The organism is Gryllotalpicola koreensis, assembly GCF_039538185.1.
GTDB classification, from domain to species: Bacteria; Actinomycetota; Actinomycetes; order Actinomycetales; family Microbacteriaceae; genus Gryllotalpicola; species Gryllotalpicola koreensis.
In genome coordinates this window covers 225,482-240,618 of the sequence record NZ_BAABBW010000002.1, presented here as the reverse complement: position 1 = coordinate 240,618, position 15,137 = coordinate 225,482, and the positions used below count along the sequence as shown (strand labels likewise).

Annotated in this window: 15 protein-coding genes and 1 tRNA gene; 11 read left to right on the top strand and 5 right to left on the bottom strand. The window is 70.0% G+C overall.

Annotated elements, in window-relative coordinates:
• Positions 1-2 precede the first annotated feature (2 nt).
• Positions 3-719 carry a HEAT repeat domain-containing protein gene (locus tag ABD708_RS06110; protein WP_344752404.1) on the top strand — a complete coding sequence of 239 codons (717 nt, stop codon included), beginning with the start codon at positions 3-5 and terminating at the stop codon, positions 717-719.
• Positions 720-721: 2 nt separating this feature from the next.
• Here ABD708_RS06110 and ABD708_RS06105 read toward each other — a convergent pair.
• A tRNA-Val gene (locus ABD708_RS06105) sits at positions 722-794 on the bottom strand.
• An 11-nt stretch (positions 795-805) separates the two neighbouring features.
• Positions 806-1,165, bottom strand: coding sequence for a TraR/DksA family transcriptional regulator (locus tag ABD708_RS06100; RefSeq protein ID WP_344752403.1), 360 nt, complete (start codon positions 1,163-1,165; stop codon positions 806-808).
• 112 nt (positions 1,166-1,277) lie between these two features.
• Between ABD708_RS06100 and ABD708_RS06095 the strand changes: the two genes are divergently transcribed.
• Entirely contained in the window at positions 1,278-1,562 is a 285-nt protein-coding gene (locus tag ABD708_RS06095; RefSeq protein ID WP_344752402.1) for a Fe-S cluster assembly protein HesB, read from the top strand.
• A gap of 3 nt (positions 1,563-1,565) precedes the next feature.
• Here the strand turns inward: ABD708_RS06095 and ABD708_RS06090 are convergent, their stop codons facing one another.
• Complete coding sequence (locus tag ABD708_RS06090; RefSeq protein ID WP_344752401.1) at positions 1,566-2,096, bottom strand: hypothetical protein; 531 nt, start codon at positions 2,094-2,096, stop codon at positions 1,566-1,568.
• A gap of 28 nt (positions 2,097-2,124) precedes the next feature.
• On the opposite strand from ABD708_RS06090, the gene ABD708_RS06085 reads away from it, so the two are divergent.
• On the top strand, positions 2,125-3,033 hold the full coding sequence (locus ABD708_RS06085) for a phosphotransferase enzyme family protein (protein WP_344752400.1): 909 nt from the start codon (positions 2,125-2,127) through the stop codon (positions 3,031-3,033).
• Positions 3,034-3,037: 4 nt separating this feature from the next.
• Here the strand turns inward: ABD708_RS06085 and ABD708_RS06080 are convergent, their stop codons facing one another.
• Positions 3,038-3,517, bottom strand: coding sequence for a peroxiredoxin (locus ABD708_RS06080; RefSeq protein WP_344752399.1), 480 nt, complete (start codon positions 3,515-3,517; stop codon positions 3,038-3,040).
• A gap of 138 nt (positions 3,518-3,655) precedes the next feature.
• Between ABD708_RS06080 and aceE the strand changes: the two genes are divergently transcribed.
• From aceE to ABD708_RS06055, 5 genes are all read left to right on the top strand, one after another.
• Positions 3,656-6,385, top strand: coding sequence for a pyruvate dehydrogenase (acetyl-transferring), homodimeric type (gene aceE / locus ABD708_RS06075; RefSeq protein ID WP_344752398.1), 2,730 nt, complete (start codon positions 3,656-3,658; stop codon positions 6,383-6,385).
• Positions 6,375-7,601 carry a PucR family transcriptional regulator gene (locus ABD708_RS06070; RefSeq protein ID WP_344752397.1) on the top strand — a complete coding sequence of 409 codons (1,227 nt, stop codon included), beginning with the start codon at positions 6,375-6,377 and terminating at the stop codon, positions 7,599-7,601. Before aceE ends, ABD708_RS06070 begins: the two co-directional genes overlap by 11 nt.
• Before the next feature lie 83 nt (positions 7,602-7,684).
• Entirely contained in the window at positions 7,685-8,596 is a 912-nt protein-coding gene (locus tag ABD708_RS06065; protein WP_344752396.1) for an ACP S-malonyltransferase, read from the top strand.
• 71 nt (positions 8,597-8,667) lie between these two features.
• A complete protein-coding gene (locus ABD708_RS06060) occupies positions 8,668-8,916 on the top strand; it encodes an acyl carrier protein (protein ID WP_344752395.1) in 249 nt (82 codons plus the stop codon).
• A gap of 106 nt (positions 8,917-9,022) precedes the next feature.
• On the top strand, positions 9,023-10,264 hold the full coding sequence (locus tag ABD708_RS06055; RefSeq protein ID WP_344753359.1) for a beta-ketoacyl-[acyl-carrier-protein] synthase family protein: 1,242 nt from the start codon (positions 9,023-9,025) through the stop codon (positions 10,262-10,264).
• A gap of 11 nt (positions 10,265-10,275) precedes the next feature.
• Here the strand turns inward: ABD708_RS06055 and ABD708_RS06050 are convergent, their stop codons facing one another.
• Positions 10,276-10,815 carry a DUF3145 domain-containing protein gene (locus ABD708_RS06050; RefSeq protein WP_344752394.1) on the bottom strand — a complete coding sequence of 180 codons (540 nt, stop codon included), beginning with the start codon at positions 10,813-10,815 and terminating at the stop codon, positions 10,276-10,278.
• Positions 10,816-10,982: 167 nt separating this feature from the next.
• Between ABD708_RS06050 and ABD708_RS06045 the strand changes: the two genes are divergently transcribed.
• The 3 genes from ABD708_RS06045 to ABD708_RS06035 are packed head-to-tail and all read left to right on the top strand — an operon-like array spanning position 10,983 to position 15,108.
• Positions 10,983-11,585, top strand: coding sequence for a PadR family transcriptional regulator (locus tag ABD708_RS06045; protein ID WP_344752393.1), 603 nt, complete (start codon positions 10,983-10,985; stop codon positions 11,583-11,585).
• Positions 11,582-12,310, top strand: coding sequence for an ABC transporter ATP-binding protein (locus ABD708_RS06040; protein ID WP_344752392.1), 729 nt, complete (start codon positions 11,582-11,584; stop codon positions 12,308-12,310). Before ABD708_RS06045 ends, ABD708_RS06040 begins: the two co-directional genes overlap by 4 nt.
• Positions 12,307-15,108 (top strand): FtsX-like permease family protein, encoded by a 2,802-nt coding sequence (locus ABD708_RS06035; protein WP_344752391.1) that lies wholly within the window; start codon positions 12,307-12,309, stop codon positions 15,106-15,108. The genes ABD708_RS06040 and ABD708_RS06035 overlap by 4 nt, the downstream gene beginning before the upstream one ends.
• Positions 15,109-15,137 lie beyond the last annotated feature (29 nt).

Here is a 15,137-nt window from a genome sequence, read left to right as displayed (position 1 = left end):
TCATGACCGCCCGCACCGATGCGCAGGAGGACCTCCTGTCGATGCGGCACAAGCCACTGCACCTGCTCAAGTACCTCGATGAGAATTCGGGGTTGCCGGGGCCGCGCGCGAATCTGACCCTCGTCGACGCGTTCGCGGACGTCGCGCCCGAGGAGATCGTGTGGCAGCTGACCGGCTCCCCCGACGAGTTCCGACGGCTGTGCGCTGCCGCGGCCCTCGGGCGGCTCTACGTCGAGCGTCCTGACGATCCTGCGGTGCTCGCGCGTCTGACCGAGCTCGCGTCCGATGACAACTGGCGGGTTCGCGAGGGCGCGGCGATGGCATTGCAGCGCATCGGCGACGCGTCGCCCGAGCTGCTGAGGGATCTGGTCGACGGATTCCTGGCAGGGCACCCGCGTGTCGTACGTGCCGCCGTGGCGGGCATCTGCGAGCCGCGTCTGCTGCGCACGCCGGAGATGGCGGATGCCGCACTCGACGCCTGCCTGCGCGCGACCGACCGCCTGCAGGCGGTGCCGTTCGACGAGCGCCGGCACGAGGACGTGCGCACCCTGCGGCAGGCACTGGGCTACTGCTGGAGCGTCGCGATCGCGGCCGCGCCGGAGCGCGGCCTGGCCGAATGGCGCGAGCTCGAGACCCGCGCCGCAAGCGACGTCGACCTCGTATGGATCGTCGCCGAGAACCGCAGGAAGGCGCGGCTGCAGCGCCTGCTTGCCCGCTGAGGTGGGCCCTGCCGGGCTCGAACCGACGACACCTGCGGTGTAAACGCAGTGCTCTACCAACTGAGCTAAAGGCCCTCGGCTCGATTCTACGGGCGACGGCCGGCGAGCTCGGCGCAGGCGATGCAGAGCGTCGCGGTCGGCCTCGCCGCGAGGCGGGCCGGCGCGATGGGGCTCCCGCACCTCGCGCACACGCCGTAACCTCCCGCGGCGAGGCGCGTCAGTGCGGCATTCGTCGCCGCGATCTCCGCCTCGATCTCGTGACGGATGCCGGTGAGCCGCGACCACTCGCCGGAGACGGGAGCGCCGTCGGGATCGTGCTCGTCGTCGGTGCTGGCATCGCGCAGGCCGCCGAGGGCGGCCAGTGCGTCATCGAGCGCGGATGCCCGCGACTCGAGCTCCGAGAGCCGGCTGCGCAGCATCCGTTCGATCTCATCCCGTTCGGTCATCGTGAACCATTCTCGACCTGGCAATCTCCGCAATGTCCCCCGAATGGGGTTGAGGCAGAGCGCGAGAGGCGGAAACGTGGCTGTCTCCTGAACGCCAGCGGAAGGAAGCTCCATGCTCACCCTGACCGAGAACGCCAGCACCGTGGTCAAGTCCCTCGCCTCGCGCGGGGGCACCAGTGAAGAGGCGGGGCTGCGCATCAGCGCGGCGGCGCCCGAGTCCCGTGAATACGCCGTCGAGGTGGCTCCCCAGCCCGCCGAGGCCGACACCGTCGTGGAGGCGGGCGGTGCGCGCGTCTTCCTCGAGCCGAACGCCGCACTGTCGCTCGACGACAAGGTGCTCGACGCCGACGTGAGCGAGCAGGGCAACGTCCGCTTCTCCATCGCAGAGGCGGTCTAGCCCTTAGCGCCGCAAGGCACCCGGCCTCGGGAATCCGAGGTCCTCGACAAGGTCACCCAGCGCCCGGTCCAGTTCGGCACCGGCCTGGGTGACCTTGTTGGTTCCGAAGCTGCGCAGCCGAGCGCTCGGCAGCTCGAAGGCGAGCACCGTGCCCGCGTCGGCCGCAGCGTGCGCCTCGAGGCGCAGCGGGCTGTAGAGCACGGTCGCCGGGTCGTGCCGGAACAGCCGGGCGCCGATCGCATGGTTGACGATGAGCCACACCGCGCTCGGGCGGCCGCTGCCCGCCGCGGCCAGCAGTTCGCCGGGCCGGGACGACCACACGCGCACGAAGCCGCTCGGCGACTCCCACGCCAGAGCGCGGGTGAACGACTGCCAGTCGCCGTCCTCGGCGAGGCGGGCGAGCGCCGCGGCATCCGTCAACTCCGGCACCGCGCCCTCGAAGGCGGCGACGAGCGCCTCGAAGCGGGCATTCGTGACGAGCTCGATGCGACGGGCCGTGTATTCGGTGATCCGTTCCTGCGCGTCGTAGCTCATCCCTCCATCCTTGCGTAGCGTCGATGGCATGACGGATGCCAGTGCACGAGGCGCCGGCCCGACGCGGGACCAGCTCATGTGGGTCCTCCAGCTCGTCGGCGGCGATGCGGTGACCGAGATCAGACCGCTCAAAGCCGGCGGTTCGCCGTGGCTGATCGGCTGGGGCGATGCGTCTGCGGGCGGCCGAGCCGTGCTGCGCGTCGGCACCGCTGCGGAGGCTCGGGTGCAGGCACGCGCCGAGACCGCGATGCCGATCGCCGACGAGCACGGGGTGCCGGTGCCGGATGTGCTCGGCTCGCGTATCTCGGATGAGGAGTCCCTGCTGCTCATCGAGTGGATCGACGGGTCGAGCTCGCAGCCGGTCGAGCCCGACCCGGCGCGGCTCGAGGCGCTGGGCGCCATGGCTGCCGTGATCTTCCGCGCGGACCTCGGCGACATCGAGCTGCCCCACGTGTCACGGCCCATCGACGGCGTCGACTTCGACGCGCTGCGCACCGCGTCACCGCACCCGCTTCTCGAGCGCGCGGCCCGGCGGCTCGATGGCATGCATCCGGAGAGCCCCACCGGACTCGTGCACGGCGACCTGTGGCCGGGCAACACACTCTGGCGCGACGGTGAGATCGTCGCGGTCATCGACTGGGACTGCGCTGGCCGGGGACCGGCGGGCGTCGACCTCGCGTCGCTGCGCCTCGATGCCGCGTTGAGCTGGGGGCCTGAGGCATCCGATCACGTCCTCGCCGGGTGGGAGCGCGAAGCCGCAGAGCCCGCGCAGGACGTCGCCTACTGGGACGCCGTGGCGGGCGTCAACACACCGCCGGATCTGGGGTGGTTCGTCGAGACGACCATCGAGGCCATCGATCGCCCCGACCTCACCCGCGAGGTGATGATGAAGAGGCGGGACGCCTTCCTGAGCGACGCGCTCGAGCGCCTGGGCTAGTGGGCTAGGACAGGGCGCGGCGCGCGGCCAGCTGCTCAAGCGCGGCGCGGTAGGCGGCCAGCGGCCGGGCCTCCCCCGGGGCCGAGATGAAGCTCGCCCTGATCACGCCCTGCTCGTCGATGACGAAGGTCGCGCGGTTGGCGAAGCCCGCCTCGGCGAGGAACACCCCGTAGTCCTTCGCGACGGCGCCGTGCGGCCAGAAGTCGGCCAGCAGCTGGAATCCGTAGCACTGCGTCTCCGCCCAGGCGCGCAGCGCCCACTTCGAGTCGACCGAGATGCCGATCAGCTCGACCGACGCATCGTCGAAGAGGCTCAGATTGTCGCGCAGCTCGCACAGCTCGCCGGTGCACGTTCCCGAGAAGGCCAGCGGAAAGAAGACGAGCGCCACAGCTTTCCGTCCGCGGAAATCACTCAAGCGAACAGGCTCGCCGAACTGGTTGGGAAGCTCGAAATCGGGGGCCTGGGTGTCGTTCTCCAACGCCATGCGCGTAAGCCTATGCCCGGCCCCGCCGGTGGGCGCCAGCATGTCGTGCGCACTACTAGGCTGAATGCCGGTGCCGTGTCGCAACCCGACAACGCTGCGCCCCACACAGGTACTGACCGGCACAAGGAAGAGGTCGAAGTGACTGTTAACCACCAGGATCCGTATTCGGTGACTCCCGTCGATTCGGACCCCGAGGAGACCGCCGAATGGCGTGATTCCCTCGATGGACTGGTGAAGAGCGCGGGCCCCGAGCGCGCCCGCGAGATCATGATCAGCCTGCTCGGCCGCTCCAAGGAACTCCACCTCGGCGTGCCCCAGGTGCCCACCACCGACTACATCAACACCATCTCGGCCGAGGACGAACCCGACTTCCCCGGCGATGAGGAGCTCGAGCGCCGCTACCGCCGCTGGCTGCGCTGGAACGCCGCGATCACCGTGCACCGCGCGCAGCGCCCGGGCGTCGGCGTCGGCGGCCACATCTCGAGTTACGCGTCCTACGCGTCGCTGTGGGAGGTCGGCTTCAACCACTTCTTCCGCGGCCAGGACCACCCGTCCGGCGGCGACCAGCTGTTCCTGCAGGGCCACTCGAGCCCCGGCGCATATGCCCGTGCGTTCCTCGAGGGCCGCATGACCGAGCAGGACCTCGACGGATTCCGGCAGGAGAAGTCGCGCGCCCCGCACGGCCTGCCCTCCTACCCGCACCCGCGCATGCTCAGCGAGTTCTGGCAGTTCCCGACCGTGTCGATGGGTCTCGGGCCGATCAACGCGATCTACCAGGCATCCTTCAACCGCTACATCGCGAACCGCGGCATCAAGGACAACGACTCGCACGTCTGGGCGTTCCTCGGCGACGGCGAGATGGACGAGGTCGAGTCGCGCGGTGCGCTTCAGCTCGCCGCCAACGAGGGCCTCGACAACCTCACCTTCGTCGTCAACTGCAACCTGCAGCGTCTCGACGGCCCGGTGCGCGGCAACGGCAAGATCATCCAGGAGCTCGAGAGCTTCTTCCGTGGCGCCGGCTGGAATGTCATCAAGCTGATCTGGGGCCGCGAGTGGGACGACCTGATCGCCCGCGACACCGACGGCGCGCTGCTGAACCTGTTCAACAACACGCCCGATGGGGACTTCCAGACCTACAAGGCCGAGAACGGCGCCTATGTGCGCGAGAACTTCTTCGGCCGCGACCCGCGCGCGCTCGAGCTCGTCAAGGACTACAGCGACGACCAGATCTGGGCGCTCAAGCGCGGCGGTCACGACTACCGCAAGATCTACGCGGCTTACAAGGCTGCGGTCGAGCACAAGGGCCAGCCGACGGTCATCCTCGCGCACACCATCAAGGGCTACGGCCTCGGGCCGCACTTCGAGGGCCGCAACGCGACCCACCAGATGAAGAAGCTGACCCTCGAGGACCTGAAGCTCTTCCGCGACACGCTCGACATCCCCGTGACGGACGAGCAGCTGAACAACGGCGATCACTGGCTGCCGCCCTACTACAACCCCGGTCCCGAGGACGAGGCCATCCAGTATCTGCTCGAGCGCCGCCGGGCGCTCGGCGGCTTCCTGCCCGAGCGTCGCTCGAAGTACACCCAGCTCGAGCTGCCCGACGACAAGGCCTACGCGATCGCGAAGCGCGGTTCCGGCCAGCAGGAGGTCGCCACCACGATGGCGTTCGTCCGCCTGCTGAAGGACCTGCTGCGCGACAAGAGCTGGGGCCCGCGCATCGTGCCGGTCATCCCCGACGAGGCGCGCACCTTCGGCATGGACGCGTTCTTCCCGAACGCGAAGATCTACAACCCGCGCGGCCAGCACTACACCTCGGTCGACCGCGAGCTGCTGCTCTCCTACAAGGAGAGCCCGCAGGGCCAGCTGTTCCACGTCGGCATCAACGAGGCCGGAGCGACGGCGGCGTTCACCGCCCTCGCCACGTCCTACGCGACGCACGGCGAGCCGTTCATCCCGGTCTACATCTTCTACTCGATGTTCGGATTCCAGCGCACCGCCGACGCGTTGTGGGCGGCGGGCGACCAGCTGGCGCGCGGCTTCCTGATCGGCGCGACCGCCGGCCGCACCACGCTGACCGGCGAGGGCACGCAGCACATGGACGGGCACTCGCCGATGATCGCGGCGACCAACCCGGCCGTGGTCGCGTATGACCCGGCATACGGTTACGAGATCGGCCACATCGTGCGCGCCGGCCTCGAGCGCATGTACGGCGGCACACACCCCGAGCCGAACGTCATGTACTACCTGACGGTCTACAACGAGCCGATCGTGCAGCCTGCGGAGCCCGAGAACCTCGACGTCGACGGCGTCGTCAAGGGCATCTACAAACTTCAGGACGGCCCCGCCGACAAGGCCGTGAAGTCGCAGATCCTCGCCTCGGGCGTCGCCCTGCCCTGGGCCCTCGAGGCGCAGCAGATCCTCGCCGACGAGTGGGGCGTCTCGGCCGACGTGTGGTCGGTGACGAGCTGGAACGAGCTGCGCCGCGACGGTCTCAAGGCCGAGGAGCACAACTTCCTGCACCCCGAAGAGCCGGCCTGGAAGCCCTATGTCACGGCGAAGCTCGCCGAGGCCGAGGGCCCGATCGTGGCCGTCACCGACTTCACCCACGCGGTGCCCGACCAGATCCGCCAGTTCGTGCCGAACCGCTTCGCGACGCTCGGCGCCGACGACTTCGGCTTCTCGGACACGCGCGCGGCGGCCCGGCGGTACTTCTACATCGACAGCCACTCGATCGTCGTCCGCACCCTCGAGCAGCTGGTCGCCGAAGGCAAGGTCGACCCGTCGGCCCCGCTCCAGGCCATCCAGCGCTACGAGCTGTTCAACGTGAACGCCGGGACGTCGGGCAACGCCGGCGGTGACGCCTAGGGTGGCGCCGCGCCGCACCAAGGACGAGACGCTCGCCTGGCTCCGCAAGATCTCGGGCGAGCTCTCCAGCGCGACGCTGAAGCGACTGGAGGACACCCTCCCCTGGTTCAGCGAAATGCCCCCCGGCCGCCGCTCGGCGGTCGGGCTCGTGGCCCAGGCCGGCATCACCTCGTTCATCCAGTGGTTCGAGGACCCGACGGCGACACCCTGGGTCGCCTCCGATGTGTTCGGCGCCGCGCCGCGTGAGCTGCTGCGCTCGATCAGCCTGCAGCAGACGCTCCAGCTGATCCGCGTGGTCGTCTCCGTCGTCGAGGACCGCGCGAAAGACGGCGGCGAGCTCGTGCGCGACGCGATCCTGATCTACTCGCGCGAGATCGCGTTCGCTTCCGCGGACGTGTACGCGCGGGCCGCAGAATCACGCGGACTGTGGGATGCCCGGCTCGAGGCGCTCGTCGTCGACTCGATCCTCACCGGCGAGTACGACGACGAGCTGCCGAGCCGCATCGCCGCCCTCGGCTGGCACGGCCGCGGCGAGGTCTCCGTGCTCGTCGGCACGGCGCCCCGCATGCTCGACGTCGACCAGATCCGCCGCACGGCGCGCCACCTCAAGGCCGACGTTCTGATCGGCGTCCAGGGCAGCCGGCTCGTGGTCGTGATCGGCCGGGCGGGCCCTGCCCACCAGGCGGAAGACGATGAGGCCGCGACCGCGCCAGCGCCCATCGGATTCCTCGAGATCGCGACGCAGCTCGAGCCGAACTTCGGCCAGGGCTTCCTCGTACTGGGCCATGCTGTGCCGAGCATCGTCGACGCGTCGAAGAGCGCCAAGGCCGCCCTCGCGGGCTTCGCCGTCGCGAAGGCGTGGCGCAACTGCCCGCGGCCGGTGCACGCCGACGACCTGCTGCCCGAGCGCGCCTTCGCGGGCGACCCGCTCGCCCGCTCGACGCTGGTCAACCGCATCTACCAGCCGCTCAAGGCGCATTCCCCCGAGCTGCTGAACACGCTGTGGAGCTACCTCGACAACGGCCGCAGCCTCGAGGCGACCGCCCGCGAGCTGTTCGTGCACCCGAACACCGTGCGCTACCGGCTCAAGCGCGTCGGCGACGTGATCGGCTGGGACGCGACGGGGGCGCGAGAGGCGCTCATCCTGCAGTCGGCGCTGATCATCGGCGCGATCGCCGAACCCGATGGCAACAGCCGCCGCAGGGGCCTGAGGTAGTAGAACCCAGACAAAGGATCCGGGGATTCTTGATCTGGTTGTTCCACAAGACCGGGTCGAGGTCTTCCGAAAGGATGGACAACGTGATCGTCTTCGTCGCGCCCGGCCAGGGCTCCCAGACCCCCGGTTTCCTCGAGCCCTGGATCGCCGACCCCGCCGCGCGCGAGGTCGTCGCGGGTTGGTCGAGCGCCATCGGCATCGACCTCATCACGCACGGCACGGTGAGCGATGCCGACACGATCCGCGACACGGCGATCGCCCAGCCGCTCATCGTCGCAGCAGGCCTCCTGACGGCCCGCGCCCTGCGCGCGGAAGGCGTCGAGATCGGCGCGGTCGCAGGCCACTCCGTGGGTGAGATCACGGCCGCGGCCGTCGCCGGCGTGCTCACCGAAGAAGAGGCGCTCGCCTTCGTGCGCACCCGCGCCCTCGCGATGGCGGATGCCGCCGCCGCGGTCCCCACCGGCATGAGCGCCGTGCTCGGCGGCGAACCCGACGCGGTGGTCGAGCACATCACGGCCCTCGGCCTCGAGCCCGCCAACTACAACGGCGGCGGCCAGATCGTCGTCGCCGGCGAGCTCGACGCGCTCGCGAAGCTCAGCGAGGAGCCCCTGCGCGGCACCCGGGTGATCCCGCTGCAGGTCGCCGGCGCGTTCCACACCCGCTTCATGGCGCCCGCGCGCAAGACGCTGCGCGCCGCGGCATCCGACTACTCCCCCGCCGACCCGGCGATCACGCTCTGGACCAACAAGGACGGCTCAGCCGTCGCCTCAGGCTCGGCGTTCCTCGATCTCGTCGTCGGGCAGGTCGCGAGCCCCGTGCGCTGGGACCTCGACATGGAGGCGTTCGCCGCAGCAGGCGTCTCGGGCATCATCGAGTTCGCCCCGGCCGGCGCCCTGGTCGGGCTCGCCAAGCGCGGTCTCAAGGGTGTGCCCGCCGTCGCCATCAAGACGCCGGACGACCTTGCCGCGGCGGTCGAGCTCACGGCAGGCGCCTGACCTACCACGCACGGAATGCGCCGTTCACTAAGCTTGTGGGCGGTCACACGACACCATCAAGGAGAATCCACATGGCACTGTCCACCGAAGAAGTCCTCGCCGGCCTGGCCGAGCTGATCAATGACGAGACCGGCATCGCCACCGACTCCGTTCAGCTGGACAAGTCCTTCACCGACGACCTCGACATCGACTCGATCTCGATGATGACGATCGTGGTCAACGCCGAGGACAAGTTCGACGTGAAGATCCCCGACGACGAGGTGAAGAACCTCAAGACCGTCGGCGACGCCGTCGACTACATCGTCAAGGCCGGAGCCTGACCCTTTCCGTCGCACGCGGTCGGCGTCTGACTGACGTCAGAGTCGACCGCGTCGTCGTTTGCGCTCCGCGCGGGGTGGGCAGTTCGTCAGCAACGCAGTAAGGAACATCGTGGGACCGAAGAAGATCGTCGTCACCGGAATCGGCGCGACCACGCCGCTCGGCGGCACCGCTCAGGACACCTGGAAGGCGCTGCTCGCCGGCGAGTCGGGCGCCCGCAGCTTCACGCACGAGTGGGTCGCGCAGTACGAGATCCCCGTGACCTTCGCGGCAGAGGCGCTGGTGCGCCCCGAGGAGGTCATGGAGCGCGTCGAGCTGAAGCGCCTCGACCCGGCTGCGCAGTTCGCTCTGATCGCGGCACGTGAGGCCTGGGCGGATGCCGGCGTGACCGACTTCGATCCCGACCGCCTGCTCGTCGACTGGGCCACCGGCATCGGCGGGGTGTGGACGCTGCTCGACGCGTGGGACACCCTGCGCGACCGCGGCCCGCGCCGCGTGCTGCCCATGACCGTCCCGATGATCATGCCGAACAGCCCGGCAGCCGCGGTGTCGATGAACCTCAACGCCCGGGCCGGAGCCCGCACCGTCGTCTCGGCCTGCGCGTCGAGCACCGAGTCGCTCGCCAACGCGTACGACCACCTGCAGGCCGGTCTCGCCGACATCGTCATCACGGGCGGCTCGGAGTCCTGCATCCACCCCATCACGGTCGCGGCCTTCTCGAGCATGCAGGCGCTCTCGAAGCGCAACGACGACCCGGCCCGCGCCTCGCGCCCCTACGACAGGGACCGTGACGGATTCGTCATGGGCGAGGGCGCCGCGGCGCTGATCCTCGAGACCGAGGAGCACGCGAAGGCGCGCGGCGCGAAGATCTACGCCGAGGTCGCCGGCGGCGGCATCACGAGCGACTCGTACCACATCACCGCGCCCGACCCCGAGGGACTCGGCGCCACCCGCGCTACGAACATCGCGCTGGAGCAGGCCGGCCTCGCGGCATCCGACATCGTCCACGTGAACGCGCACGCCACGTCGACCGGCGTCGGCGACATCGCCGAGTACAAGGCGCTGCGCGCGATCTTCGGCGACCACCTCGACCAGATCGCGGTCACCGCGACCAAGGCGTCGACCGGGCACCTGCTCGGCGGCACGGGCGCCCTCGAGGCCATGTTCACGGTCCTGGCGCTGCACGAGCGCACGGCGCCGCCCACGATCAACCTCGAGAACCAGGACCCCGACATCGCGCTCGACGTCGTGACGTCGCCGCGCCAGCTGCCGGCCGGGGATCTCGCGGCCGTGAGCAACTCCTTCGGCTTCGGCGGGCACAACGCGGTGGTCGCGTTCAAGACGGTCTAGACACCGCAGGCTCACCCCGCGAACGAGTGCAGCCAGATCACCGGGTTGTCATCGCTCGCGTGCCGGAATGCCTCGAGCTCGTCGTCCCACGGTTGGCCGAGGGCCGCGTGCAGCTCGCGGTGCAGGGCGAGCGCGTCGCTGCCCGCGAGCTCCATCGCGTAGCGCATGCGGTCCTCTGAGATGACGATGTTGCCTGCCGTGTCGGTCTGCGCGACGTGGATGCCGAGCGTCGGCGTGTGCAGGTAGCGGGCGCCGTCGGTCGAGGCTGTCGGATCCTGCGTGATCTCGTAGCGCACGTCGTCCCAGCCGCGCAGCGCGCTCGCCAGGGCGGCGCCGGTGCCGGGGTCGCCCTCCCAGTAGAACTCAGCACGCATGGTGCCGCGCAGCACAGGCTGCGGGGCCCACTCGAAGTTCACGGCGCGACCGAGCACCCCGCCGACCGCCCACTCGAGATGCGGGCAGATCGCGCGCGGTGAGGAGTGCACGAAAAGCACCCCGCGGGCCCGTGCAGCGCTGGCCAGCGAAGGTTGTGGCTGTGCAGTTGTGGCCATCATCGCTCCTCCGTTCGTTCCGGTGCGGCTTCCCCTCCGACCGATGAACGGCGTCGATGTCGACAGGGGAATTCTCACATAGCACGGCTTCGAATTCCAAGCGCGTAATTCGAGCGGCGCGCGTGTCGACATTGTCAGTATGCAATTACTCGGTATATACATACTCCATGTCAGTTCGTCAGAGCCTGCTCGCCATCCTCGATCAGGGCCCGTGCTACGGGTATCAGCTTCGTGCAGAGTTCGACCGGCGCACCGGCGGCACCTGGCCGCTCAACGTCGGCCAGATCTACCAGACCCTCGAGCGCCTTGAGCGTGACGGCCTCGTCTCGAAGGGCGCGAGCGACCGCGAGGGCCGCGCCTATTACGAGATCACGGATGCCGGGCACGAGGCCGTCGCGAGCTGGCTCTCCTCCCCCGTCGAGCGCCAGACCGCGGCACGTGACGAACTGGCGATCAAGCTGGCGGTGGCTGCCACCCTTCCCGGCGTCGAGCTCGCCGATGTCATCCAGGTGCAGCGCACGGCGGCGCTCGCGCTGCTGCGGGACCTCACCCGCACCAAGGACTCCATCGATGAGCCCACGTCGCCGGAGGATCTCGCGTACCTGCTGCTCGTCGACGCCCAGATCTTCCAGGTCGACGGCGAGCTGCGCTGGCTCGACCACGCGGAGGGCCGCCTGGCGCGCGCCGTCGCCGCGGGCGTGGCCGGGCCGCTGCCCCTCAACACCGAGGTGCCGAAGCGCGGCCGCCCGGCGAAGGCGGTGCAGTCGTGAGCACTCCCCTGCTGTGCCTGGAGGGCATCGCCATGCAGTACGGCAAGGGCGAGGCATCCGTCACCGCACTCTCCGGCATCGATCTCGAGGTGAATGCCGGCGAACTGGTCGCGGTGATGGGTGCCTCGGGCTCGGGCAAGTCGACGCTGCTCACGATCGCGGGCGGCCTCACGACGCCGACGGCGGGTGAGGTCATCGTCGGCGGCACCTACCTGTCGACGCTCGCAGTTCACGGGCTCGCCCAGCTGCGCCGGCGCTCGCTCGGCTTCGTGTTCCAGGACTTCAACCTCGTGCCGTCGCTGACCGCGCTCGAGAACGTGACGCTGCCGCTCGAGCTCGACGGCTGGCGCGGCACCAAGGCGCGCTCGGCCGGGCATGACGCGCTGCGCTCCGTCGAGCTCGATGATCGGGCGGATGCCTTTCCCGACGATCTCTCGGGAGGGCAGCAGCAGCGCGTCGCGATCGCCCGGGCGATCGTCGGGCAGCGCCGCCTGATCCTCGCCGACGAGCCGACGGGCGCGCTCGACTCGACGACCGGCGAGCTCGTGATGCGCATGCTGCGTCGGCGCATCGACGCCGGGGCAGGCGGCATCCTCGTCACCCACGACTCTCGCCACGCCGCCTGGGCCGACCGCATCGTCTTCCTGCGCGATGGGCGGATCACCGACGCTGTGCGCCGGGACACCCCTGAGCAGCTGCTCGCCGCCTCCGGGCGGCACCTGTGAGCGCGGCATCCGTCGCATTCAAGCTGGCGCGTCGCGGCACCACGCTCTCGCTGCGGCATGCGGTGCTGATCGTGCTGATCGTCGCGCTCCCGGTCGCCGGGCTCTCCGCCTTCGTGCTGCGTTTCCAGAGCCAGCTGCCCACCGTTCACGAGTCGATCGTGAGCCGCCTCGGGCAGACGCAGAGCGTGCTGACCGTGGTGCGCTCGCCCGACCCCACGGCACGGCAGTACCAGTTCGACCTGCTCGACCTCAACGGCGCGACCGACGACAAGGGAAACCTGCTGCACCCGGACACGGGGAAGCTGATCGACCCGCACACGCTGCTGCCGCCGGGCACCCGGGTGCTCGGCATCGCGGACTCGACGGCCCGCGTGCAGTCGAGCGCCGGGCAGCTCAGCCTGCCGGTCACCCTCGGCCCGACATCCGACCGCTCATTCCACGGCCTCTTCGACCTCACGGCGGGGCGGGCGCCTCGGACGGCCCAGGAGATCACGGCGACACAGGCCGCACTCGACAGGCTCGGCGTACGTCTCGGCGACAGCGTTGACCTCACCCAGCCGGTCAACCGGTCGTTCACGGTCGTCGGAGTGCTCGCCGATCACCGCCAGCCCTCGTCGCGCGCCGCCCTGTATCTGCCCACGGGCAGCTATGACGGCACCACCGCGCAGCCGAGCCTGCGGGACGAGCGGTTCTTCCTTCCCGACGTCGATGTGAGCTGGGCGCAGTCCGCCCGCTTCAATCACGCCGGCGTCACCGTCTGGTCCCGAGCTCTCGTCGCGCATTTCGGGCCGCCGGACAGCGACTGGACGCTCAACGCCGGCATCTACCTGATGGAGTTCGGCTTCGCCGCAGCCCTGGTGGCGTTCATCATCGCTCTGCTGGCAGGGTCGGCCTTCAGCATCGGCGCAAGATCCCGGCAGCGCGCGCTGGCCGTGGTCGCGGCGACCGGCGCTTCTCGGCGACTGCTGTTCGCCCTCATGCTATGCACCGGCGCCATCGTCGGGGCCGTCGCCGGTGCGATCGGCGTCGGGCTCGGCATAGCGGCCGGGTCGGCGTGGTTGGCGCTCACCGCCGACGGCACCATTCGGCACTACGCCGGCTACCACCTGGTCTGGTGGGCGCATGCCGCGGTCCTCGGCTACGCCGTGCTCGCCGGGATGATCGCCGCGGCGGTGCCCGCGATCGGCGCATCGCGCGCTGACACGGTCGCCGCGCTGCGCGGAACGCGCAAGCCGCTGAAGCCCAGCCGCCGACGGCCCGTGGTGGGAGCCATCATCGTGGCCGCAGGCGTCGCGCTGAGCCTTGTCTGCGGTCTCTTCAACGCCTATCTGCTCACCTTGCAGTCCGAAGCGGTGACCTTCGGCCCCGGTGCGCATCAGAGCTGGGTCGCGCAGCACCAGACCCGGCTGTCGCAACTCGGCGGCTACAGTCTCGCGGCCGGAATCATCATCACTCAGCTCGGCCTGCTGCTGTGCGCGAGCGTCATCGTGCGCTGGACGGCACGGCTCGTCGGCCGCCTCGGCGTCGGAGCCCGTCTTGCCGGGCGCGACCTCGCGCGAAACCACACGCGCACCGTGCCCGCGCTGGGCGCGATCATGGCAACCAGCTTCATCGCCATCTTCGCTGCGACCCTGTTCGCCTCCCAGAGCGCGACCGACACGGCATCCTGGCAGTACTCCGTGGAGCCCGGCCAACTCTTCATCCCCGCGCAATTCGGGCAGAGTGCCAGCCCGTCGGCTTCCGAGGTGCGCGGTGCCGTCGCCGACGGCATCGGCGCCGCGCGGGTTGCGACGGTCTCGGGAGCCTCGCTTCCACCGGAGACCAGCCCGAGCGACACCGCTCGGTACGCGGATGTCGTGATTCCCCCATCCCAACGGTGCCCCGCGACCAATCCCGATCAGCCGCCGACCGTCTCCTTCAAGGCCAACGACCCGCGGTGCCGGGACTGGAGCGTCAACGGCGTGAACTGGAACGCGGAGGTCCCCCGCATCGTGGTCGGGGACGCCGCCGACCTCACGACGATCTTGGGGCGCACCCCGTCCGTCGCCGCCACGCGCACGCTCGAGGCCGGCGGCGCGGTCGTTCTTCATCGGCAACTGCTGCACGACGAGACGCTGACCATCGGGTACTTCGATGCACAGCATTTCAGCGGATTCGATCCAACGTCCCCGGCGCAGGACCCCGCGACCGTCGATGCCGTCTATCAGCCGGCCGGCCACGACCTCGCCGTGATGGCTGTCGTCGCACCGGCCGCCGCAGCGCGCATCGGACTGCCGACACAGCCGATGGGGACCTTCGTGCAGCCGAAGCACCGGATCGATCAGACCGAGCTCGATGCGCTCAATGGCTCACTGCAGCGCCTGACCGGGGAAGCAGAGGCGAGTGCTCAGTACGATTCTGGGCCGCAGTCGGGAGCGGCCCGTCTCGAGGTCTGGAGCGCACTCGCCGCGAGCGCGTTCCTCGCGCTCAGCGCCGCGGGTGTGGCCCTTGCGCTCGCCCGCAGCGACGGCCGCCGTGACGTCGAGGTACTCGACGCGATCGGCGCGGCCCCGCGCGTCCGGCGGCGCTTTGCGGCGTGGCAGGCGGTGATGATCACCGGCATCGGCATGCTGCTCGGCGCCCTCACCGGCACGATCGGGGCCTTCGCGATCGACGGCACCTCCCGCACCAGCTTGTTCGTGATGCCGTGGGGTGAGACGGCCCTCGCGATCGTCGGAACCACCCTGGTGATCGCGGCGATCTCGTGGCTCACCGGGGGCCGACCGCGCAGCCGCGCCACCAGGAGCGCCATCGCCTGATGAGAGCCCCGCCGAGAAGTGCGAGGTTC

What these genes read in the sequence shown, in the direction of transcription:
- ABD708_RS06110 (WP_344752404.1), top strand. Translation starts at nt 3, where the DNA reads ATGACCGCCCGCACCGATGCGCAGGAGGACCTCCTGTCGATGCGGCAC.
- ABD708_RS06100 (WP_344752403.1), bottom strand. Translation starts at nt 1,165, where the DNA reads ATGACCGAACGGGATGAGATCGAACGGATGCTGCGCAGCCGGCTCTCG.
- ABD708_RS06095 (WP_344752402.1), top strand. Translation starts at nt 1,278, where the DNA reads ATGCTCACCCTGACCGAGAACGCCAGCACCGTGGTCAAGTCCCTCGCC.
- ABD708_RS06090 (WP_344752401.1), bottom strand. Translation starts at nt 2,096, where the DNA reads ATGAGCTACGACGCGCAGGAACGGATCACCGAATACACGGCCCGTCGC.
- ABD708_RS06085 (WP_344752400.1), top strand. Translation starts at nt 2,125, where the DNA reads ATGACGGATGCCAGTGCACGAGGCGCCGGCCCGACGCGGGACCAGCTC.
- ABD708_RS06080 (WP_344752399.1), bottom strand. Translation starts at nt 3,517, where the DNA reads ATGGCGTTGGAGAACGACACCCAGGCCCCCGATTTCGAGCTTCCCAAC.
- ABD708_RS06060 (WP_344752395.1), top strand. Translation starts at nt 8,668, where the DNA reads ATGGCACTGTCCACCGAAGAAGTCCTCGCCGGCCTGGCCGAGCTGATC.
- ABD708_RS06050 (WP_344752394.1), bottom strand. Translation starts at nt 10,815, where the DNA reads ATGGCCACAACTGCACAGCCACAACCTTCGCTGGCCAGCGCTGCACGG.
- ABD708_RS06045 (WP_344752393.1), top strand. Translation starts at nt 10,983, where the DNA reads ATGTCAGTTCGTCAGAGCCTGCTCGCCATCCTCGATCAGGGCCCGTGC.